This window comes from Pseudomonas sp. GL_103 (assembly GCF_057835175.1).
The window spans coordinates 6,046,895-6,067,437 of sequence record NZ_CM174420.1; the positions used below are offsets into that span (position 1 = coordinate 6,046,895).

Annotated in this window: 20 protein-coding genes; 9 read left to right on the forward strand and 11 right to left on the reverse strand. The window is 60.9% G+C overall.

Annotation, left to right across the window (positions count from 1 at the left end; translation table 11 throughout):
• The first annotated feature begins 14 nt into the window (after positions 1-14).
• The 5 genes from AC3IP0_RS27345 (at position 15) to ppx (ending at position 4,570) form a co-directional block, all read left to right on the forward strand.
• On the forward strand, positions 15-800 hold the full coding sequence (locus tag AC3IP0_RS27345; RefSeq protein ID WP_489317637.1) for a transporter substrate-binding domain-containing protein: 786 nt from the start codon (positions 15-17) through the stop codon (positions 798-800).
• Positions 801-822: 22 nt separating this feature from the next.
• Complete coding sequence (locus AC3IP0_RS27350; RefSeq protein ID WP_489326324.1) at positions 823-1,491, forward strand: amino acid ABC transporter permease; 669 nt, start codon at positions 823-825, stop codon at positions 1,489-1,491.
• The gene (locus AC3IP0_RS27355; RefSeq protein ID WP_489326326.1) at positions 1,488-2,138 is read left to right on the forward strand and encodes an amino acid ABC transporter permease; all 651 of its coding nucleotides are present in this window, start codon (positions 1,488-1,490) and stop codon (positions 2,136-2,138) included. The genes AC3IP0_RS27350 and AC3IP0_RS27355 overlap by 4 nt, the downstream gene beginning before the upstream one ends.
• Positions 2,125-2,862, forward strand: coding sequence for an amino acid ABC transporter ATP-binding protein (locus AC3IP0_RS27360; RefSeq protein WP_431758916.1), 738 nt, complete (start codon positions 2,125-2,127; stop codon positions 2,860-2,862). Before AC3IP0_RS27355 ends, AC3IP0_RS27360 begins: the two co-directional genes overlap by 14 nt.
• 205 nt (positions 2,863-3,067) lie before the next feature.
• A complete protein-coding gene (ppx, locus tag AC3IP0_RS27365) occupies positions 3,068-4,570 on the forward strand; it encodes an exopolyphosphatase (protein ID WP_489319830.1) in 1,503 nt (500 codons plus the stop codon).
• A gap of 52 nt (positions 4,571-4,622) precedes the next feature.
• Here ppx and ppk1 read toward each other — a convergent pair whose 3' ends face one another.
• Together ppk1 and hemB are read right to left on the reverse strand one after the other, a co-directional pair.
• Positions 4,623-6,851 (reverse strand): polyphosphate kinase 1, encoded by a 2,229-nt coding sequence (ppk1, locus tag AC3IP0_RS27370; protein ID WP_489326328.1) that lies wholly within the window; start codon positions 6,849-6,851, stop codon positions 4,623-4,625.
• 18 nt (positions 6,852-6,869) lie between these two features.
• Entirely contained in the window at positions 6,870-7,883 is a 1,014-nt protein-coding gene (hemB, locus tag AC3IP0_RS27375; RefSeq protein ID WP_046039035.1) for a porphobilinogen synthase, read from the reverse strand.
• Between the two features lie 207 nt (positions 7,884-8,090).
• On the opposite strand from hemB, the gene AC3IP0_RS27380 reads away from it, so the two are divergent.
• Entirely contained in the window at positions 8,091-8,723 is a 633-nt protein-coding gene (locus AC3IP0_RS27380) for a DedA family protein (RefSeq protein WP_489317641.1), read from the forward strand.
• Here AC3IP0_RS27380 and AC3IP0_RS27385 read toward each other — a convergent pair.
• The gene (locus tag AC3IP0_RS27385; RefSeq protein WP_489317642.1) at positions 8,704-9,939 is read right to left on the reverse strand and encodes a sterol desaturase family protein; all 1,236 of its coding nucleotides are present in this window, start codon (positions 9,937-9,939) and stop codon (positions 8,704-8,706) included. The genes AC3IP0_RS27380 and AC3IP0_RS27385 overlap by 20 nt on opposite strands.
• A gap of 115 nt (positions 9,940-10,054) precedes the next feature.
• On the opposite strand from AC3IP0_RS27385, the gene elbB reads away from it, so the two are divergent.
• Complete coding sequence (gene elbB / locus AC3IP0_RS27390) at positions 10,055-10,723, forward strand: isoprenoid biosynthesis glyoxalase ElbB (RefSeq protein WP_489317643.1); 669 nt, start codon at positions 10,055-10,057, stop codon at positions 10,721-10,723.
• Positions 10,724-10,808: 85 nt separating this feature from the next.
• On the opposite strand, the gene AC3IP0_RS27395 is transcribed toward elbB, so the two are convergent.
• From AC3IP0_RS27395 to AC3IP0_RS27415, 5 genes are all read right to left on the reverse strand, one after another.
• Complete coding sequence (locus AC3IP0_RS27395; protein ID WP_489317644.1) at positions 10,809-11,264, reverse strand: YaiI/YqxD family protein; 456 nt, start codon at positions 11,262-11,264, stop codon at positions 10,809-10,811.
• Between the two features lie 108 nt (positions 11,265-11,372).
• The gene (locus tag AC3IP0_RS27400) at positions 11,373-13,271 is read right to left on the reverse strand and encodes an FTR1 family protein (protein ID WP_489317645.1); all 1,899 of its coding nucleotides are present in this window, start codon (positions 13,269-13,271) and stop codon (positions 11,373-11,375) included.
• A 161-nt stretch (positions 13,272-13,432) separates the two neighbouring features.
• Positions 13,433-14,065 (reverse strand): homoserine/homoserine lactone efflux protein, encoded by a 633-nt coding sequence (gene rhtB, locus AC3IP0_RS27405; RefSeq protein ID WP_008048656.1) that lies wholly within the window; start codon positions 14,063-14,065, stop codon positions 13,433-13,435.
• Between the two features lie 202 nt (positions 14,066-14,267).
• Entirely contained in the window at positions 14,268-14,849 is a 582-nt protein-coding gene (locus tag AC3IP0_RS27410; protein ID WP_489317646.1) for a mechanosensitive ion channel domain-containing protein, read from the reverse strand.
• A complete protein-coding gene (locus tag AC3IP0_RS27415) occupies positions 14,849-16,759 on the reverse strand; it encodes an ATP-binding cassette domain-containing protein (RefSeq protein ID WP_489317647.1) in 1,911 nt (636 codons plus the stop codon). The genes AC3IP0_RS27410 and AC3IP0_RS27415 overlap by 1 nt, the downstream gene beginning before the upstream one ends.
• A 50-nt stretch (positions 16,760-16,809) precedes the next feature.
• Here AC3IP0_RS27415 and AC3IP0_RS27420 point away from each other — a divergent pair, with 50 nt between their 5' ends.
• On the forward strand, positions 16,810-17,274 hold the full coding sequence (locus tag AC3IP0_RS27420) for a TIGR02444 family protein (protein ID WP_489326330.1): 465 nt from the start codon (positions 16,810-16,812) through the stop codon (positions 17,272-17,274).
• Here the strand turns inward: AC3IP0_RS27420 and AC3IP0_RS27425 are convergent.
• Positions 17,271-18,404, reverse strand: coding sequence for an AlgP family protein (locus tag AC3IP0_RS27425; protein ID WP_489317649.1), 1,134 nt, complete (start codon positions 18,402-18,404; stop codon positions 17,271-17,273). The two genes, AC3IP0_RS27420 and AC3IP0_RS27425, sit on opposite strands and share 4 nt — an antisense overlap.
• 192 nt (positions 18,405-18,596) lie before the next feature.
• Here AC3IP0_RS27425 and AC3IP0_RS27430 point away from each other — a divergent pair, with 192 nt between their 5' ends.
• A complete protein-coding gene (locus tag AC3IP0_RS27430) occupies positions 18,597-19,262 on the forward strand; it encodes an FKBP-type peptidyl-prolyl cis-trans isomerase (protein ID WP_489317650.1) in 666 nt (221 codons plus the stop codon).
• Positions 19,263-19,323: 61 nt separating this feature from the next.
• Here AC3IP0_RS27430 and rsd read toward each other — a convergent pair whose 3' ends face one another.
• Both rsd and AC3IP0_RS27440 read right to left on the reverse strand, forming a co-directional pair.
• Entirely contained in the window at positions 19,324-19,782 is a 459-nt protein-coding gene (rsd, locus tag AC3IP0_RS27435; protein WP_489317651.1) for a sigma D regulator, read from the reverse strand.
• A 177-nt stretch (positions 19,783-19,959) separates the two neighbouring features.
• Entirely contained in the window at positions 19,960-20,511 is a 552-nt protein-coding gene (locus AC3IP0_RS27440; RefSeq protein ID WP_489317652.1) for a disulfide bond formation protein B, read from the reverse strand.
• Between the last annotated feature and the right edge of the window lie 32 nt (positions 20,512-20,543).

Here is a 20,543-nt window from a genome sequence, read left to right on the forward strand (position 1 = left end):
TCCGGAGATTTGCCATGACCCAGCGTTACAGCGCCCTCCTCGCAGCCCTGTTTGCCAGCCTGATGCTGAGCCAGGCACCCGCCCACGCCGACGGTCTGGAGGATGTGGTCAAGCGCGGCGTCCTCAAGGTCGCCGTGCCCCAGGACTTCCCACCCTTCGGCTCGGTCGGCCCGGACATGAAACCCCGCGGCCTCGACATCGACACCGCGAAACTGCTGGCCGACCAGCTCAAGGTCAAACTCGAACTGACCCCGGTCAACAGCACCAACCGCATCCCCTTCCTCACCACCGGCAAGGTCGACCTGGTGATCTCCAGCCTCGGCAAGAACCCGGAGCGCGAAAAGGTCATCGACTTCTCCCGCGCCTACGCGCCGTTCTACCTCGCCGTGTTCGGTCCGCCAGACGCCGACATCAAAGGCCTGGACGATCTCAAGGACAAGACCATCAGCGTCACCCGTGGCGCCATCGAAGACATCGAGCTGACCAAGGTCGCCCCCGAAGGCGTGACCATCAAGCGTTTCGAAGACAACAACTCGACCATTGCCGCGTACCTGGCCGGGCAAGTCGACCTGATCGCCAGCGGCAACGTGGTGATGGTTGCGATCAGCGAGAAGAGCCCGAAACGCGTGCCGGCGCTGAAAGTGAAGCTCAAGGATTCGCCGGTCTACGTCGGCGTCAACAAGAACGAGCCGGCGCTGCTGGACAAGGTCAACCAGATCCTCGTGACCGCCAAGAGCGACGGCGCGCTGGAAAAGAACGCCCTGACCTGGCTGAAAGAGCCGCTGCCGGCCGATCTCTGATACGGCGCGCTGGAGACTTTTTATGGCTTATCAGTTCGATTTCCTGCCGGTGGTGAACAACACCGACCTGTTGCTGCGCGGTGCGCTGTTCACCCTTGAGCTGACCGCCATCGGCGCTGTGCTCGGCGTGGGGCTGGGCATCGTCGGGGCGCTGGTGCGGGCGTGGAACATCCGGCCTTTCGCGGGGATTTTCGCGGTCTACGTCGAGTTGATCCGCAACACGCCATTCCTGGTGCAGTTGTTTTTCATCTTCTTCGGCTTGCCGTCCTTGGGCGTGCAGATTTCCGAATGGCAGGCGGCGGTGCTGGCGATGGTCATCAACCTCGGCGCCTATTCCACCGAGATCATCCGCGCCGGCATCCAGGCGATCCCCCGGGGTCAGCTGGAAGCCGCGGCGGCACTGGCGATGACGCGCTTCGAAGCGTTCCGCCATGTTGTTCTGTTCCCGGCACTGGGCAAAGTCTGGCCGGCACTGAGCAGTCAGATCATTATCGTCATGCTCGGTTCGGCAGTCTGCTCGCAGATCGCCACCGAAGAACTGAGTTTCGCCGCCAACTTCATTCAGTCGCGCAACTTCCGCGCTTTTGAAACCTACGCCCTGACCACACTGCTGTACCTGTGCATGGCGCTGCTGATCCGCCAGTTGCTGAACTGGATCGGACACCGCTTCATTGCAAGGAGCAGCCGATGAGCGACTTCACCTTCTGGGACATCGTGCGCAACCTGCTCATGGGTCTGCAATGGACGCTGGCGCTGTCGCTGGTGGCGTTCATTGGCGGCGGGCTGATCGGCTTGCTGATCATGGTCATGCGCATCTCGGACAAATCCCTGCCGTGCAGTTTCGCCCGAACTTACATCGAACTGTTCCAGGGCACACCGCTGTTGATGCAGCTGTTCCTGGTGTTTTTCGGCGTGGCATTGGCCGGGATAGAGATTTCGCCGTGGATGGCGGCGGCGATTGCACTGACGTTGTTCACCAGCGCTTATCTGGCGGAGATCTGGCGCGGTTGCGTCGATTCGATTCCAAACGGCCAATGGGAAGCCTCATCGAGCCTGGCGCTGAACCCGCTGGAACAATTGCGCTATGTGATCCTGCCCCAGGCCCTGCGCATCGCCGTGGCGCCGACGGTGGGGTTTTCGGTGCAAGTGGTCAAAGGCACTGCCGTGACCTCGATCATCGGCTTCACCGAGCTGACCAAGACCGGCGGCATGCTCGCCAACGCCACCTTCGAACCCTTCATGGTCTACGGCCTCGTCGCCCTCGGCTATTTCCTGCTCTGCTACCCCTTGTCGCTCAGTGCGCGCTACCTGGAAAGGAGACTGCATGCCTCTGCTTAGAATTTCCGCCCTGCATAAATACTATGGCGATCACCATGTGCTCAAAGGCATCGACCTGAGCATCGAGGAAGGCCAGGTGGTGGCGATCATCGGCCGCAGTGGCTCGGGCAAATCCACTTTGCTGCGCACCCTCAACGGCCTGGAGTCGATCAACGACGGCGTGATCGAAGTCGATGGCGAGTACCTCGACGCCGCCCGCGCCGATCTGCGCAGCCTGCGGCAGAAAGTCGGCATGGTGTTCCAGCAATTCAACCTGTTCCCGCACCTGACCGTCGGCGAGAACGTCATGCTCGCGCCGCAAGTGGTGCAGAAAGTGCCAAAAGCCAAGGCCGCCGAACTGGCACGGCAGATGCTGGAACGGGTCGGGCTGGGGGAAAAGTTCGATGCCTTTCCTGATCGGCTGTCCGGCGGGCAGCAACAGCGGGTGGCGATTGCCCGGGCACTGGCAATGTCGCCGAAAGTTTTACTTTGCGACGAAATCACCTCGGCGCTGGACCCGGAACTGGTCAACGAAGTGCTGAGCGTGGTCCGGCAACTGGCCAGGGAAGGCATGACGCTGATCATGGTCACCCACGAAATGCGCTTCGCCCGGGAGGTTGGGGATAAGTTGGTGTTCATGCACCAGGGCAAGGTGCATGAGGTTGGGGATCCGAAAGTACTGTTCGCCAACCCGCAGACGGCGGAGCTGGCGAATTTCATCGGAACCGTGGAAGCAACGGCCTGAACCCTGGTAGGAGCTACCGAAGGCTGCGATCTTTTGATCTTGATTTTCGGCAGATTCAGGCCCGTCAAAGGTCAAAAGATCGCAGCCTTCGGCAGCTCCTACGGAAGACTCAAGCACTGAGTCGGATCAATGCATTAAATCGTGTGCGTTGGCGCCAGCCTTTGATCGTGGCACGATGTCGAGGTTATCGACCGAGACCCTGACCATGCCGCAATCCCAAGCCAAGAATCTGTCCCTGATCGCCGCAATCGACCTGGGCTCCAACAGCTTTCACATGGTCGTGGCCAAGGCCCAGAACGGCGAGATCCGTATTCTCGAACGTCTCGGGGAGAAGGTTCAGCTGGCCGCCGGCATCGACGAAGAGCGCCATCTCAGCGAAGAATCGATGCAACGCGGGCTCGATTGCCTCAAGCGCTTCGCCCAACTGATCAGCGGTATGCCCACCGGCGCCGTTCGCATCGTCGGCACCAACGCCTTGCGTGAAGCCCGCAACCGTGCCGAATTCATCCATCGCGCCGAAGAAATCCTCGGCCACCCGGTGGAAGTCATTTCCGGCCGTGAAGAAGCGCGCCTGATCTACCTCGGCGTGTCCCACACCCTCGCCGACACCCCAGGCAAGCGCCTGGTGGCGGACATCGGCGGCGGCAGTACCGAGTTCATCATTGGCCAGCGCTTCGAACCGCTGCTGCGCGAAAGCCTGCAGATGGGTTGCGTCAGCTATACCCAGCGCTATTTCAAGGACGGCAAGATCACCCCGGCCCGTTACGCCCAAGCGTACACCGCGGCGCGGCTGGAGATCATGAGCATTGAGCACGCCCTGCACCGCCTGACCTGGGATGAAGCCATCGGCTCCTCGGGCACCATCCGCGCCATCGGCCTGGCGCTGAAGGCTGGCGGCCACGGCACCGGCGAGGTCAACGCCGAAGGCCTGGCCTGGCTCAAGCGCAAACTGATCAAGATGGGCGACGTCGAGAAAATCGACTTCGAAGGTATCAAGCCGGATCGCCGGGCGATTTTCCCGGCGGGCCTGGCGATCCTCGAAGCAATCTTCGACTCCCTGGAACTGCAACGCATGGATCACTGCGAAGGCGCCCTGCGCGAAGGCGTGCTCTATGACCTGTTGGGCCGCCATCATCACGAAGACGTGCGCGAACGCACCCTCACTTCGCTGATGGAGCGCTACCACGTCGACCAGGAACAGGCGGTACGGGTCGAGCGCAAGGCGCTGCATGCATTCGATCAGGTGGCCGAGGATTGGGATCTGGAAGACGGCGTCTGGCGCGAACTGCTCGGCTGGGCGGCCAAGGTCCATGAGGTGGGCCTGGACATCGCTCACTACCAGTACCACAAGCACGGCGCCTACCTGATCGAGCACTCGGACCTCGCCGGGTTCTCCCGCGAAGACCAGTTGATGCTCGCGCTGCTTGTACGCGGTCACCGCCGCAACATTCCCAAGGACAGGTTCGCCGATTTCGGCGACGACGGCATCAAGCTGATTCGCCTGTGCGCGCTGCTGCGCTTTGCGATCCTGTTCCACCACATCCGTGGCACCCAGCAAATGCCCCAGGTGGAGCTCAATGCCAATGGCAACAGCCTGGAAGTGGTGTTCCCGGAAAACTGGCTGGACGAAAACCAGCTGACCCAGGCCGACTTCGAAATCGAAGCGCAATGGCTGACCCGGGTCGACATCGTGTTGACCGCTCGCTGAAATTGAAAAAGGCCTTCTTCGGAAGGCCTTTTTTGTGCCGCTATCCCCTGTGTTAACGAACCGCCAGGATCGGGCTGCCCAAACGCTCCAGCAATGTCGCCTGGGCGCTGCGCGGGTTCTGGTTGCCGGTCGGCGTATTACGGATATAACGACCGTCCGACTGCAGGCTCCAGCTGTGGGTGTTATCGGTCAGATACAACTCCAGCTCTTTCTTGACCCGCATGATCAGCTTCTTGCCTTCCACCGGGAAGCAAGTCTCGACGCGCTTGTCGAGGTTGCGTTCCATCCAGTCGGCACTGGACAGGAACATCTGCTCGTCGCCACCGTTGAGGAAATAGAAGACCCGGGTGTGCTCGAGGAAGCGACCGATGATCGAGCGCACGTGGATGTTGTGGGAAACCCCGGCGATGCCCGGCCGCAGGCAGCACATGCCACGCACTACCAGATCGATACGCACGCCCGACTGGCTGGCCTTGTACAGCGCGCGGATGATCTTCGGATCGGTCAGCGAGTTGAACTTGGCGATGATGTGCGCCGGTTTGCCGTCGAGGGCGAACTGGGTTTCGCGGGCAATCATGTCGAGCATGCCCTTTTTCAGGGTGAACGGCGCGTGCAGCAGTTTCTTCATGCGCAACGTCTTACCCATGCCGATCAACTGGCTGAACAGTTTGCCGACGTCTTCGCACAAGGCGTCGTCGGAGGTCAGCAGGCTGTAGTCGGTGTACAGGCGGGCGTTGCCGGCGTGGTAGTTACCCGTACCGAGGTGCGCGTAACGCACGATTTCACCCGCTTCGCGCCGCAAAATCAGCATCATCTTGGCGTGAGTCTTGAAGCCGACCACGCCGTAGATCACTACAGCACCGGCCGCTTGCAGACGGCTGGCCAGTTGCAGGTTGGACTCTTCGTCGAAGCGCGCACGCAATTCGATCACCGCCGTGACCTCTTTGCCGTTACGCGCCGCATCCACCAGCGCATCGACGATTTCCGAGTTGGCACCGGAACGGTACAGGGTCTGGCGCACCGCCAGCACGTGGGGATCCTTGGCAGCCTGGCGCAGCAGGTCGACCACCGGGGTGAACGACTCGAACGGGTGCAGCAGCAGGATGTCCTGCTTGCTGATCACGCTGAAAATGTTCTCGCTGTTCTGCAGCAGTTTCGGAATCTGCGGGGTGAACGGCAGGTATTGCAGCTCGCGCTGGCTGTCCAGGCCGGTGATGCTGAACAGCCGCGTCAGGTTCACCGGACCGTTGACCTGATACAACTCCGACTCGCTCAGGTTGAACTGCTTGAGCAGGTAGTCGGACAGGTGTTTCGGGCACGTGTCGGCCACTTCCAGACGCACTGCATCGCCATAGCGACGGGAGAACAGTTCGCCGCGCAAGGCGCGGGCCAGGTCTTCGACGTCTTCGGAGTCCAGCGCCAGGTCGGCGTTACGGGTCAGGCGGAACTGGTAGCAGCCCTTGACCTTCATGCCCTGGAACAGGTCATCGGCGTGGGCGTGGATCATCGACGACAGGAACACATAGTTGTCGCCAGCGCCACCGACTTCTTCCGGCACCTTGATGATGCGCGGCAGCAAGCGTGGCGCCGGGATGATCGCCAGACCGGAATCGCGACCGAAGGCGTCGATGCCTTCGAGCTCGACGATGAAGTTCAGGCTCTTGTTTACCAGCAACGGGAACGGGTGTGTCGGGTCGAGACCGATCGGGGTGATGATCGGTGCGATCTCGTCACGGAAATAGCGGCGGACCCAGGTCTTGAGCTTGGTCGTCCAGTTGCGGCGACGGATGAAGCGGACCTGATGTTTTTCCAGTTCCGGCAACAGAATGTCGTTGAGGATCGCGTACTGGCGATCGACGTGACCGTGGACCAATTCGCTGATGCGCGCCAGCGCCTGATGCGGTTGCAGACCATCGGCGCCGGCCTGTTCACGGGCGAAGGTGATCTGCTTCTTGAGGCCGGCGACCCGAATTTCGAAGAACTCGTCCAGGTTGCTGGAGAAGATCAACAGAAACTTCAGCCGCTCCAGCAATGGATAGGACTCGTCCAGCGCCTGCTCCAGCACGCGGATGTTGAACTGCAGTTGCGAGAGCTCGCGGTGGATGTACAGGCTGCTGTCATCCAGGCCGGGAATGGCCAGCGCTGGCGCTGTCGCTGTCACGGCGGTTTCGACGACCGCCGCGGGCGGAGCTGGCTCGAGCTCCGGCGGGGTCTCGTCGACTTGCTCCACCACAGGTTGAGCGTCTTTTACGGCAACTTCAGTGAGTACTTCGGTATTCATCGAATGTTCCTGGGAGGGCTATTTTTGCTCTCGTAACAATTGAGCGGCACGAACGGCAAAGTACGTCAGGATGCCATCAGCCCCTGCACGTTTGAAAGCGGTCAGGGACTCGAGGATAACCCCTTCGCTCAACCAGCCATTCTGGATCGCCGCCATGTGCATGGCGTATTCGCCGCTGACTTGATAAACAAACGTCGGCACTTTGAATTCTTCTTTTACCCGGCACAGGATGTCCAAGTACGGCATGCCTGGCTTGACCATGACCATGTCTGCACCTTCTGACAAGTCCGCCGCCACTTCGTGCAGGGCTTCGTTGCTGTTGGCCGGGTCCATCTGATAGGAGGCCTTGTTGGCCTTGCCCAGGTTCAGCGCCGAACCGACCGCATCGCGGAACGGACCGTAATAGGCACTGGCGTACTTGGCCGAGTAGGCCATGATCCGCACGTTGACGTGACCGGCCACTTCGAGGGCTTCGCGGATCGCCTGGATGCGACCGTCCATCATGTCCGATGGAGCCACGACCTGAGCGCCGGCTTCGGCGTGGGACAGGGCTTGCCTGACCAGTGCGTCGACGGTGATGTCGTTCTGCACGTAGCCTTCTTCATCAAGAATGCCGTCCTGGCCGTGGGTGGTGAACGGGTCCAGGGCAACGTCGGTGATCACGCCCAGCTCAGGGAATCGCGCACGCAACGCACGGGTCGCGCGCTGGGCGATGCCTTCGGGGTTCCATGCTTCGGCGGCGTCCAGCGACTTGAGTTCCGCGGGTGTCACCGGGAACAGCGCCAGCGCCGGAATCCCCAACTCGACCCACTTGGCCGCTTCTTCCAGCAACAGGTCGATGGTCAGGCGTTCGACACCCGGCATTGAAGCCACCGCTTCGCGACGGTTTTCACCGTCCAGAACGAACACCGGCAGGATCAGGTCATCGACGGTCAGGACGTTTTCACGGACCAGGCGACGCGAGAAGTCGTCACGACGATTGCGGCGCAGGCGGGTTGCGGGGAACAAACGATTGGCGGGGGTAAAGCTCACGGCAGACTCCTGAGCCCGCGCTTACGGGCGAGCGTGACAGTTATAAGCGGCCATTATGACGAACGTATTACAGTTATGTGCGCGCTGCGACAGGTAGCCGCATTCCATTGTCGTTGTAGGAAATGTTCACGTCGAGACACATTTGGACACTTTCCTGAATGTGTCCGAAGGGTTAGGCTGCGCGTTCATTTCGCCAGCACCCAGACAATGCTCCAACAATTCCTGCATGACTTCGGCTACTTTGCCCTTTTTCTAGGCACGTTCTTCGAAGGCGAAACCATTCTGGTACTCGCGGGCTTCCTCGCGTTCCGTGGATACATGGACATCAACCTGGTGGTGGTCGTGGCTTTCTTCGGCAGCTATGCCGGCGACCAACTGTGGTATTTCCTGGGACGCAAGCACGGCCGCAAACTGCTGGCGCGCAAACCCCGCTGGCAGATGATGGGTGACCGGGCACTGGAACACATTCGCAAGCATCCGGACATCTGGGTATTGAGCTTCCGCTTCGTCTACGGTTTGCGCACAGTCATGCCAGTGGCCATCGGGTTGTCGGGCTATCCGCCGGGTCGTTACCTGCTGCTCAACGGCATTGGCGCAGCGATCTGGGCCACAGCCCTGGCGGCGGCCGCTTACCATTTCGGCGCAGTGCTCGAAGGCATGCTCGGCAGTGTGAAGAAGTATGAACTCTGGGTACTCGGTGCGCTGCTGGTCCTGGGCTTCGTGCTGTGGCTGCGTCGGCGCTTCAAGAATGCCCGCCTGGCCAAGCAGGTCTACGCCGACGAACAAGCCGTGAAAGCTGCGCGGACCAACACCGAAGGTCCTACGACGCCAGCCGAGTGATGCGGTTCCTGCAACAGTAGAGACCGACGCCACTCAACAGGCTGTAACTAAGCAGGCCGACCCAGCCTACCGCGCTGACCGGCCACAGCCCCACCATCGGGGCCAGCCATGCCAATGGCAGATTCGACGCCAGCCGCACCAGCTCCAGCTTCAACGCCCACGGGCGATTCTCCAGGGCCACGCCCAGCACAAACAGACCGAACGCCACCGCTCCCCAGCCCGACACCAGGGCGGCGACTGGCAGCTTCGAAGCAAGATTCATCAAGTAACTGCCCAGCGCAATATAGACGCAGAACTGCAAGAAGACGTAGAGCTGCTGACGCCCGTCCAGCGCCACCTCGAATTTGCGAAACTGGCTCAGGTCCGGCTTGTTCATCGGGTATTTGGCCGCCACGTCCGCCGGGCGCCAGCCGGTGCGCATGAACCAGATCCGCAGCTTGTCCCAGGTGCTTTCGGTACGCCGCGCGTCTGCCCACAGCTGCGCGTAGAACTGCACGTTCGCCCACACGGGGTTCCAGCTCGCCAGTGGCGTGGTCACGCCGAAGATCACTGGCTCGTTGTCGTCCTCTTCCTGGAACGAACCGAACAGACGGTCCCAAATAATGAACACGCCGCCGTAGTTGCGATCCATGTAGAGAGCGTTCTGTGCATGGTGGGCCCGATGATTGGACGGCGTGACAAAGAACCATTCGAACCAGCCAAGCTTGGGAATGTGCCGGGTGTGCACCCAGAACTGGTACAGCAGGTTCAGCGCCGCGACGCTGACGAACACCAGCAGCGGCACGCCAGCCACCGCCATCGGCAGATAGAAGATCCAGCTCAACAAAAATCCGGTACTGGTCTGGCGCAACGCAGTGGACAGGTTGTAGTCCTCGCTCTGGTGATGCACCGAATGGGCGGCCCAGAGGATGTTGCGTTCGTGGCCCATGCGATGCAGCCAGTAGTAGCAGAAATCGTAGAAGACAAAGGCAAACACCCAGGTCCAGACACTGTCGGCCGACAGTTCGAACAGCGTCAGGTGCGTGAGGGCAAACCCATAGGTCACCAGCCCCACACCCTTGGTCAACAGACCCGTGGTGGTCGACAGCACGCCGGTGCTGATGCTGTTGATCGCGTCCGCCACCCGATAATTGCTTACCCCGCGCCAACGGTCGGCCAACAGCTCGACGGCGATCAGCACAAAGAAAAACGGCACCGCATACAGAATGAAGTCCATGACGCGCCCTGATCGGAATCTTGAGGACAGATGCTATGTGCAGCCGTGAATTAACCCTATGGCAACGCGGGACAAATTAGTGGACATTTAACGCCATGAATCTGGAGAAAAGCCCATGAGCAAAAAAGTTGCAGTGATCCTTTCCGGTTGTGGCGTGTACGACGGCGCCGAGCTCCACGAGAGCGTCATCACCCTGCTGCGTCTGGACCAGCGCGGGGCCCAGGTGCAGTGTTTCGCACCGAACATTGCACAGCTGCATGTGATCAACCACCTGACCGGCGAAGAAATGCCCGAATCGCGCAACGTGCTGGTGGAATCGGCGCGGATTGCCCGAGGCAACATCAAGGATATCCGTGACGCGAACGTCGATGAGTTCGATGCGCTGATCGTGCCCGGCGGCTTCGGCTCGGCCAAGAATCTGTCCAGCTTCGCCACCGAAGGCGCCGCCTGCACCGTTCAACCGGATGTCCTGGCGCTGACCGAAGCCTTTGCCGAGGCCGGCAAACCAGTGGGGTTGATGTGCATCTCCCCTGCCCTGGCGGCAAAGATCTACGGCCCTGGCGTGACCTGCACCATTGGCAACGACACCGACACGGCTGCCGCGATGAACAAGATGGGCGCGACCCATACCGATTGCGCGGTCAGTGACATCGTCGAGGACAAGGCACGCAAACTGGTGAGCACACCGGCTTACATGCTGGCGCAATCGATCAGTGAGGCGGCGTCGGGGATCAACAAGCTGGTGGACCGGGTACTGGAACTGACCCACGAAAACGATGCGTAAAACAAGATCAAAAGATCGCAGCCTGCGGCAGCTCCTACAGCTGTACACCGCCCCCTTGTAGGAGCTGCCGCAGGCTGCGATCTTTTCAGGCGTTGCGGGATAACCTGGTCAAAATCCGGTCCAGCGCATTGGCGAACGCCTGCTTCTCACGGTCGCCAAACGGCGCCGGTCCACCACCCATTTGTCCCTGTTCGCGCAAATCAGTGAACAGATTGCGAACCGCCAGCCGCTCGCCCATGTTCTGCGCATCGAACTCCTTGCCCCGTGGGTCGAGCGCTGCCACGCCCTTCTTCACCAGACGATCGGCCAGCGGCACATCGCTGCAGATCACCAGCTCACCGGGTACCGCGTGTTCCACCAGGTAGTCATCGGCCGCATCCGGGCCGCTCGGCACCACGATCAGCTTGACCAGTGCCAGCCCCGGTTTGGTCTGCGGCTGCCCGGCCACCAGCACCACTTCGTACTGGCGCTTGAGGGCGAACTTCACCACCAGATCCTTGGCTGCCCGCGGACAAGCATCGGCATCGATCCACACACGCATTGAATTTTCCTCTGTTGAAAAGCATCGCGGGCAAGCCCACTCCCACAGGTTAACGCTAAACCTGTGGGAGCGTGGCTTGCCCGCGAAAGTGAGCGAAGCGAATGCCGTTTAAGTAACCTGCACCCGCTGCCTCTCAACCACCCGACTACGACCGTACAACACGACAATCGCAATGATCGCCACAGCCTGGGCGCTCAACGAATACGCATCGGCATGGATCCCCAGCCATTCAAAGTCAAAGAACGGCACCGGCCGCGTGCCGAAGATCCCGGCTTCCTGCAGCGCTTTCACGCCATGCCCGGCAAACACCACCGACAAGGCGCACAAAAGACCGGCGTTGATGCTGAAGAACAGCGCCAGCGGCAGCTTCGCCGAACCGCGCAAAATCACCCAGGCCAGGCCGATCAGCAGCACCACCGCCGTGGCCCCACCGGCCAGCACCGCGTTGTGCCCCGTGGGGCCTGCCTGCAACCACAGGGTTTCGTAGAACAGAATCACTTCGAACAATTCGCGATACACCGAGAAGAATGCCAGGGTCGCAAAACCGAAACGCCCGCCACCGCCCACCAGGCTGGACTTGATGTAATCCTGCCAGGCCGCGGCGTGACGACGGTCATGCATCCACACGCCCAGCCACAGCACCATGACGCTGGCAAACAACGCCGTCGCACCTTCCAGCAACTCGCGCTGCGAACCGCTGACATCAATCACATAGGCTGCCAGCGCCCAGGTGCCCAGCCCCGCCACAAACGCCAGGCCCCAGCCGACGTTAACGCTGCGCACCGCCGTCTGCTGACCCGTGTTCCGCAGGAAAGCAAGGATCGCCGCCAGCACCAGAATCGCTTCCAGACCTTCGCGCAGCAGAATCAGCAGGCCGGAAATGTAACTCAGCGACCAGCTCAAACCCTCGTTGCCCAACAGGCCGGCCGATGCCTTCAACTTGTCCTTGGCCACGTCCAGGCGCTGCTCGACCTCGCTCACCGGCAAGCCGTCCTGCAACGACTGACGGTAGGCCATCAGGGATTTTTCAGTGTCTTTACGCACGTTGGCGTCAATGTTATCCAGCGAGCTCTCAACCAGCTCGAAGCCTTCCAGATACGCTGCTACCGATAAGTCATAAGCCTGATCATGCTCACCGGCACGATACGCCGCGATGCTCTTGTCCAGAGTGGCCGCGGTGTAGTCGAGCAGTTGCGCCGGGCCACGCTTGACCTGCGGCGGTTGCGCCCGCTGGGCACGGAAGGTCGCGGCGGCTTGCGGGCCTTCGACGGCCTGTACTTCGGCCGGGGTCTGACGAGCGAGGTCGGCGATGTTGTAGGTCTTTTCAGCCTTGGCCGTCGCCGGGTCGACACTGAAGCTGGCGATATAGGTGGCCAGGTCCCAACGCTGACGATCATCCAGTTGATCGGCAAAGGCCGGCATGTCAGTCCCCTCGACCCCCAGGCCCAAGGCGCTGTAGATCGCGTAGAGGCTCAGTCGATCCAGTCGTGTGGTGTCACGCAGATTGGAGGGCGGAGGCGTCATGCCGACACCTGCCGGGCCGTCGCCGGCCCCTGTATCGCCATGGCAGACCGAGCATTGCTGAGCGTACAGCGGCGCGCCACGCGCCGGGTCCGGTGTAATCACCGGGGCCTGGCTGACTTCATAGGCCACGGCCAGCTTCGCACCCAGTTGCCGGGCCTGGCGAGAGACCTCTGTCCCTTCATGACGGGCGCCGATGGAATTTCCCAGCGCAGTCAGGCTTTGCTCCAGCGCGGCTTTTTCCGGCTTGGCCGGCATGGCTGCAATCAGACTTTCCAGCGTCTTGACCGAGTCTTGCTGCGCGCGAAATCCGGCCTGGTCCGTGATGCTGCCCGCCTGCACCGTGTCCGGGTAATCCGCGCCGATGTAATCGAGCAAGTGCAGCGCCTGCGGTGCACCTTCGGCGGGAGCGGCCAGTAGCTGAAAACTGCACGCAGCCAACAGCGGCAGCAACAGCCAGGCCAGGAAACGGGAGGGGGCAATCATGAATGAATCTCAGTTGGAAATACGAAGTTACATATTGTTAACGCCAGACGGGTTTCGCTCAAGCTTTGTTGATACCTCTTCGTAATTGCATTGGTTTCTGGAATTGCTTCCCCAAACGAAAAAGGCGACCTCCAGGGTCGCCTTTTTTGTAAGTCGCCGTTTTACACAGCAGCTCTGCGCAACGTCGCCATGAACGCCGCCGCCCCGATGAACAGCCCGGCAAAGGTCCGGTTCATGCGTTTTTGCTGTTTCGGTGTGCGCAACAGACGCAGCACTTTGGACGCCAGACCGGTGTAGCCGGCCATGACGATCAGGTCGACGCAGACCATGGTCACGCCAATCACCAGATACTGAATCAGCAGCGGAGCATGGGGGTCGATGAACTGCGGCAGCACCGCCAGCATGAACACCAACGCCTTGGGGTTGCTGATGTTCACCAGAAAACCACGGAACACCAGGGCCATCGGCTTGCCGATCTGGCGCAGCGCCGCGTCATCGCTCATATCGCTGGGCAGTGCGCGCCATTGCTTGATCGCGAGGTAAACCAGATACGCCACGCCAAACCACTTGATGGCGTAGAAGGCCGTGGCCGAAGCCGTGAGAATGGCGCCGACACCGGCACCGACGATGGCGATCTGCAAAGCCAGGCCCAGTTGCAGGCCCAGGGCGTTCCAGTAGCCGCGCCAGAAACCGTATTGCAGGCCGCTGGACATCGACGCAATGGCGCCGGCACCGGGGGACAGGCTGATCACCCAGCAGGCGGCAAAAAACGCCAGCCATGTTTGAAGCTCCATTGCACACCTCGACTCAGACTCGTGACAGACGTCTAAGCTAATGCGGCTTTGGGCCGATGACTACCGATTTTTTGCAGGAAAAGGGACTGCTGATGGCTAAAAACAAAGATCGCAGCCTTCGGCAGCTCCTACAGGGAAACGCATTCCAAAAAGTAGGAGCTGCCGAAGGCTGCGATCTTTAGGCTCTTGATCCTAAGCAGGCTTACTTCTCAAACCCGCTGGAAGGAAACACATCCGTCCCGCGCCAGCGCCGTACCGAACGCTGGAAGAACAAACTGTTGGGCACCTGCACCATGGCGCTGCCAGTGCCGAGTTCTTCGGCCTCGACCAGCGTGGTGTAAAGAAGATTGATCGCCACCACCCGGCCTTTGACACCGGGCTTGTCGGTGGTGTCCACCAACTCGACCACATCACCTATGCGAAACGGGCCGACGGTGAAGATCAGGATCGCGCACAGCAGGTTCGACAGCACGCTCCACATGGCGAAAAACGCCACCGCCGCGACCGCGACGAAACCGGACAACGCGGTCCAGAGCACCGTGGCCGATACACCGAGTCGCTCCAGGACGAAGATCAGCGCGCTGCCCATGATCAGCCAGCGCAAACCGCCCCGCAGCGGCATCATCAGCTGCGGCGGGAACGGGTAACGCTCACCGAGGCGGGTCAGGCCTTTGGCGACGAAGCGCTGGGTGAAGTAGCCGGCGAGCAGGATCAGCAGGATTTGCACGCCAAGCCAGATCGGCTCGGCCCACACCGCCGGCAACGGCAGCTTGAAGGCGTCCATCAGGACAGTTCCTCCAACTCCGCCTGCATGCTTTCCAGCAACTCCAGGGCTTCCATCCACACTTCTTCCAGCTCCGCCTCACGCACCTTCAGCTTGGCCTGTTCGGCCAGCAGATCACGCAATTCGTTCTTGCGCGCCGGCTCGTAGATGTCGCTGTCGCCGAGGCTGGCATCGATCTTCGCCAGCTTTTCGTGCAGCTTGCCGAGTTCAGCTTCGAGCTTGTCAGCTTCGCGCTTGTGCGGCGCCAGTTGCTGACGCAACGCAGCAGCGGCCTGACGCTGGGCTTTCTTGTCGGTCTTGTCCGGGTTGACCGGCATGTTGCTGACCGGGGCGTTGCGCTGGCGATACTCCACCAGCCAGCGGGTGTAGTCCTCCAGGTCGCCGTCGAATTCCTCGACCTTGCCGTCCGCCACCAGATAGAAATTGTCGGTGGTGCTTTTGAGCAAGTGACGATCGTGAGAGACCACCAATACCGCACCACTGAATTCCTGCAGGGCCATGGTCAGCGCCAGGCGCATTTCCAGGTCCAGGTGGTTGGTCGGTTCGTCGAGCAGCAACAGGTTCGGTCGTTCCCAGGCGATCAAGGCCAACGCCAGGCGTGCCTTCTCGCCACCGGAGAAATTCAGTACCGGCTCGTCGATTCGCGCGCCACGGAAGTCGAAACCGCCAAGGAAGTCGCGCAATGTCTGCTCACGCTCGGTCGGTGCCAGGCGCTGCAAGTGCAGCAACGGGCTGGCCTTGGAGTCCAGAGAATCGAGTTGATGCTGGGCGAAGTAACCGACCACGGTGTTCTCGCCACGGGTCAAGCGGCCGGCCAATGGCGAGAGCTCACCGGCAAGGTTCTTGATCAGGGTCGATTTACCGGCGCCGTTCGGGCCCAGCAGACCGATTCGCGCACCCGGGGTCAGTTGCAGCTTGACCTTCTCCAGCACGGTTTTGTCGCCGTAACCCAGGCGGGCATCGGACAGGTCGATCAGCGGGCTGGAAATCTTCTGCGATTCACGGAAGACAAAGTCGAACGGTGAATCGACGTGGGCAGCGGTCAGCTCTTCCATCCGCTCCAGTGCCTTGATCCGGCTCTGGGCCTGACGGGCCTTGGTGGCCTGGGCCTTGAAGCGGGCGATGTAGCTTTCCATGTGCGCACGTTGCACCTGCTGCTTTTCGTACGCCTGCTGTTGCTGGGCCAGGCGTTCGGCACGGGCGCGCTCGAAGGCACTGTAGCCACCGCGATACAGGGTGATCTTGCGCTGATCGACGTGGGCCACATGGTCGACCACGGCATCGAGGAAATCCCGGTCGTGGGAAATCAGCATCAAGGTGCCGGGATAATTTTTGAGCCACTCTTCGAGCCAGATGATGGCGTCGAGGTCGAGGTGGTTGGTCGGTTCGTCGAGCAGCAGCAAGTCCGATGGGCACATCAAGGCCTGCGCCAGGTTCAGACGCATCCGCCAGCCGCCGGAGAAATCCCCGACCTGACGATCCATCTGCTCGTTGGTGAACCCAAGCCCGGCCAGCAACTTGCGCGCCCGGGCGTCGGCGGTGTAACCGTCGGCGCTGTCGAGCTCGGAGTGCAGGCGGGCCTGAGCGGCACCGTCATGGGCCGCTTCGGCTGTCGCCAGGTCGCGTTGCACCTGGCGCAGGCGCAAGTCGCCATCGAGCACGTAGTCGACCGCCAGGCGCTCGAGGGTGTCGACCTCCTGGCGCATGTGGGCGATACGCCAGTCGGCCGGCAGGAAGCAATCACCCGAGTCCGGGTGCAGCTCACCCCGAAGCAAGGCGAACAGGCTCGATTTGCCGGCGCCGTTGGCACCGATGAGGCCGGCTTTCTGGCCGGCGTGCAGCGTCAGCTCGGCGTCTTCTAGCAGACGTTGCGGGCCACGCTGTAAAGTCAGGTTCTGAAGTCGAATCATAATGGCGGCGGAGTCTACCAGCTTCGCTCGCAACTGGCGCGAGTAGCACTATGTCCTCTGACCTGTGGAGCTTTTCCCTGACCACTTACGCCCGCCCGGGCGTTGAGCAGGCTTGCCTGCAATTGCAGTCGGCGGGGGTCAATGTGTGCCTGTTGCTGTGCAGTGCGTGGCTGGGACAACGAGGCGTGGCCTGCGATGAGCAGCGCTTGCAGCAACTACGCAGCGTGGCCGTCGCCTGGGACACCGATGTCGTGCGACCGTTACGCGCCTTGCGCACACAGTGGAAAGCCGCGGCCACGCAAGACGCCGACTTGCATACCTTGCGTGAACAAGTGAAGGCACTGGAGCTGGAAGCCGAACGGCATCTGTTGTTGCGGCTGGAGAGAGCGGCGCAGAGTTGGCCGCAAAATGCCGAGACCGATCTGTCGGCCTGGCTGGAAGGTGCGACGGCTGAGGCCGCCCACCTGCACCGCGACGCGCTGCATCAGCTGCGCGTCGCGGTAACCGGCACTTAGGAAGCGCTGGCCGGGGTGGTTACAACACTCGAAGTTGCGGCAGGCGTTGACGCTGGCGCGGCTGTCGAGGAAGTTACTGCCGAAGCAGGTGCTGCTGGCGAAGCCGGAGCGGCTGGCTTGGCAACCGGTGCAGTGGCTGGCTTGGCTGCAACCGGCTTTTTCACTGCAGGTTTGGCCGCTGGTTTTGCAGCGGGTTTTGCAGCAGCCGGTTTGGCGGCAACTGGTTTGGCAGCAGCTGGCTTGGCGGCAACGGCTGGTTTCGCTGCAGCTGGTTTAGCAGCAGGCTTGGCTGCCGCTTTTACAGCAGGTTTTGCCGCTGGTTTGGCTGCTGGTTTTGCAGCGACGGGTTTTGCAGCCGGCTTGGCAGCAGGTTTCGCCGCAGCAGTGCGGGCAGCTGGTTTAGCGGCCGGTTTTGCCGCTGGTTTTGCAGCCGGTTTAGCGGCGGCGGTTTTAGCCACGGCTGGTTTGGCAGCAGCGGTTCTTGCAGCGGCAGGTCGTGCGGCGGCTGGTTTGGCAGCCGTGGTTTTAGCCGCAGGTTTTGCAGCGCTGGCAGCAGCCGGTTTTCTCGCAGCCGGTTTGGCTGCAGGTTTGGCTGCGGCAGTTTTAGCGACTGGTTTGGCAGCGGCTGGTTTGGCGGCAGCAGGCTTGGCAGCAGCAGGCTTGGCCGGTGTTTTTGCAGCAGCCGGTTTGGCAGCGGCTTTCTTCGCAGGTGCCGCAGCAGGCTTGGCCGCACGCAAGGACAACACCTTGCCGACAGCCTCTTGTACACGACCGACGCCTTGGGCCAGTTTCAGGCTTTCCTGAGCATCGCGCTTGAGTTGCAGAATGTAGCCGCGGGTTTCCGATTGACGATCCTTGAGGGCATCGAGCAGCTCCTCAAGATCGGCCACTGCGCCCTTGGCCTTGGCTTGCGCCTTGGCTTTTCCGGCCGCCGCAGCATCCTGCAATTTGGTGCGGGACTTGTGCAGTTTTTCTTGCGCTTTTCCGCGCTGCTTTTCCAGTTTGGCGAGCAACTTTTCAGCATCAGCCAAGGCTTCGGAACAAGCGGTTTCCAGATGCTCGAGCAGGCTGCTCGAGAGTTGTTGGAGCAAGTGCAACGGAGTGTTTACTGGCTTCTTGGTGGCCGACATGGTTTACCTCCTGGCTGAAGTGAGTGCGGCTCATACTAGACCTCTGCTGCAACCGCCGCTAGGGCATGTTGACACTATCGAAAGCGCTGTGTTGCAAAGGATTGAAAAACTTCTGCCCCGGCGCAAAAGCAGTTCACCGTTGCGCGCATTCTCGCTGGCATAATCGCCCGCAATTCAGGTCGGAGAGAGCTCATGTCGCGCTACCTTTTTTTATCGCTGTGGGTGTTTTTTTCGGCGGCCCAGGCCGGCGAAACAACGCAGGAAAATGAAGCCCACGATCTCGCTTACAGCCTGGGTGCAAGCCTTGGCGAACGCTTGCGCCAGGAGGTTCCCGACTTGCAGCTCCAGGCACTGGTCGAAGGATTGCAGCAGGCCTATCAGGGCAAACCGCTGGCGCTGAAGGACGAGAAGATCCAACAGATATTGGCCGAGCATGAGGCCCGGATCGCCATGCAGTCAGACGAGCCGCAAAGCGAAATGGCACTGGAAAAAGAACAGCGTTTTCTCGCCACGGAAAAAGCCAGACCCGGCGTGCGCGAACTGGCTGATGGCGTGTTGCTGACCGAGTTGACGCCAGGCACTGGCGCCAAGGCCGGACCGAACGGCAAGGTGCAGGTGCTGTACATCGGTCGCTTGCCTGACGGTACGGTGTTCGATCAGAACAGTCAGCCACAATGGTTCAGTCTCGACAGCGTGATCGCCGGATGGCGCAGCGCGCTGCAAAACATGCCGGTCGGGGCGAAATGGCGACTGGTGATTCCATCGGCTCAAGCCTATGGTGCCGACGGTGCCGGTGACGTGATTGCTCCGTTCACTCCACTGGTGTTCGAAGTCGAATTACGCGGCGCCACCAGCTGACGACGCAAACGAAAAACGGCGTGCCTTGGCACGCCGTTTCAGGATCTTGCGGGGAAGTGGTTCAGGCCTGAACCGGGTCGGCTTCCTTGTGGGCGGTGTGCAGCACTTCGATCAGGCAGTCTTCCAGCTCAAAGCGCTCATGCAACAGTCCGCCGAGTGTCTTGAACTCTTCGGCGACACACTTTCCTGCGTCACACAGGTCATTGAAGGCGAGCAGCTTTTCAGTGATGACGTCGATACGCGGGTAGATCGTCTCGGCGAGCTCCAGGCCACGCTGGTCGTTGAAGGCCTTGGCCTCCCCCGTCAGCTGCTCGTAGATCTCGAAGTGCCCGGCCGATACATAATCGACCAGCACGCCGCAGAATTCCTGCAAGGGCTTGCGGTTCTCGCCCAGCGCCTCAGGCTTTGCGCCGAGAGCGTCATAGGCCCCGATCAGTTCGTGTCGTTCCTGCAACCAGCGATCGATCAGCAGGTGCACTCCGCCCCAGCGTTCCTGAGCATTCTGACAACTTTCGAGCATGGTGATCTCTCTTCCCTTGTGGGTCAGCTGCTCTATGCCCGCTCGCCTCTTGTAACGTCGGTGGGCGGTCAGGCAGAGCGTCATCGAGCAACATAATTCCAATGACACGTGCGGGCCAGATTATGCCCGCACGACACTGGCTTCAAGGTACGCAGGCGATAATGTTCATACAAGTGTTTAATCGCCCGCAAAGGCCCGGTGCGACGACTCGCCGCCGAGTGGTCGCTGATAGCTGGTCCAGACCAGTCGCAACGACTGGTAAACGGCCAGAATCATCGTCGCGACGAAGAACAGCAAGCTCCACTCGGTGAGACTCAGATCGAACAGCGTCCAAGAGATTTCCACGCAATCGGCAGCGCCCTTGAACATTTGCTGTACGACCGATAGCCACGGCGAATTGGCCAACAGGTCCGCCAGATGCGTCGAGCACGCTGCTACCTGTTCCGCCGGAAGGGTTTGCAGCAGGACTTGTCGCCACGCCGTGACAGTGCCGGCCAGGCTGCAACAAAGACTGAGCAGCCAATACAGAACGTTACCGATGCGACCAGGGCCATGGACCGAAGCCATCAGGCAGACACCGGTAAGGAGCGCCAGGCAAAACCGTTGCACAAGACACAAGCCACAAGGCCGCAGGCCGACTGCATATTCCAGGTAGTAGGAAACGCCCATCGCCAGGGCACCCGCAATGAAAGCCATGAAAAACAAGGAGCGTGAGCAGGCCAAAGACATGGCTTTTCCGTAAAAGTAGTGACAGACCATTA

Bases quoted from the DNA above. Each gene is read 5' to 3' on its own strand.
- AC3IP0_RS27395 (WP_489317644.1), bottom strand. From the start codon at position 11,264: ATGCGTGTGTGGATCGATGCCGATGCTTGTCCGCGGGCAGCCAAGGAT.
- AC3IP0_RS27355 (WP_489326326.1), top strand. From the start codon at position 1,488: ATGAGCGACTTCACCTTCTGGGACATCGTGCGCAACCTGCTCATGGGT.
- AC3IP0_RS27410 (WP_489317646.1), bottom strand. From the start codon at position 14,849: ATGGACGCCTTCAAGCTGCCGTTGCCGGCGGTGTGGGCCGAGCCGATC.
- AC3IP0_RS27400 (WP_489317645.1), bottom strand. From the start codon at position 13,271: ATGATTGCCCCCTCCCGTTTCCTGGCCTGGCTGTTGCTGCCGCTGTTG.
- AC3IP0_RS27420 (WP_489326330.1), top strand. From the start codon at position 16,810: ATGTCCTCTGACCTGTGGAGCTTTTCCCTGACCACTTACGCCCGCCCG.
- AC3IP0_RS27415 (WP_489317647.1), bottom strand. From the start codon at position 16,759: ATGATTCGACTTCAGAACCTGACTTTACAGCGTGGCCCGCAACGTCTG.
- AC3IP0_RS27425 (WP_489317649.1), bottom strand. From the start codon at position 18,404: ATGTCGGCCACCAAGAAGCCAGTAAACACTCCGTTGCACTTGCTCCAA.
- ppx (WP_489319830.1), top strand. From the start codon at position 3,068: ATGCCGCAATCCCAAGCCAAGAATCTGTCCCTGATCGCCGCAATCGAC.
- ppk1 (WP_489326328.1), bottom strand. From the start codon at position 6,851: ATGAATACCGAAGTACTCACTGAAGTTGCCGTAAAAGACGCTCAACCT.
- AC3IP0_RS27360 (WP_431758916.1), top strand. From the start codon at position 2,125: ATGCCTCTGCTTAGAATTTCCGCCCTGCATAAATACTATGGCGATCAC.
- AC3IP0_RS27385 (WP_489317642.1), bottom strand. From the start codon at position 9,939: ATGGACTTCATTCTGTATGCGGTGCCGTTTTTCTTTGTGCTGATCGCC.
- AC3IP0_RS27430 (WP_489317650.1), top strand. From the start codon at position 18,597: ATGTCGCGCTACCTTTTTTTATCGCTGTGGGTGTTTTTTTCGGCGGCC.
- AC3IP0_RS27380 (WP_489317641.1), top strand. From the start codon at position 8,091: ATGCTCCAACAATTCCTGCATGACTTCGGCTACTTTGCCCTTTTTCTA.
- AC3IP0_RS27440 (WP_489317652.1), bottom strand. From the start codon at position 20,511: ATGTCTTTGGCCTGCTCACGCTCCTTGTTTTTCATGGCTTTCATTGCG.
- AC3IP0_RS27350 (WP_489326324.1), top strand. From the start codon at position 823: ATGGCTTATCAGTTCGATTTCCTGCCGGTGGTGAACAACACCGACCTG.
- rsd (WP_489317651.1), bottom strand. From the start codon at position 19,782: ATGCTCGAAAGTTGTCAGAATGCTCAGGAACGCTGGGGCGGAGTGCAC.
- rhtB (WP_008048656.1), bottom strand. From the start codon at position 14,065: ATGGAGCTTCAAACATGGCTGGCGTTTTTTGCCGCCTGCTGGGTGATC.
- elbB (WP_489317643.1), top strand. From the start codon at position 10,055: ATGAGCAAAAAAGTTGCAGTGATCCTTTCCGGTTGTGGCGTGTACGAC.
- AC3IP0_RS27345 (WP_489317637.1), top strand. From the start codon at position 15: ATGACCCAGCGTTACAGCGCCCTCCTCGCAGCCCTGTTTGCCAGCCTG.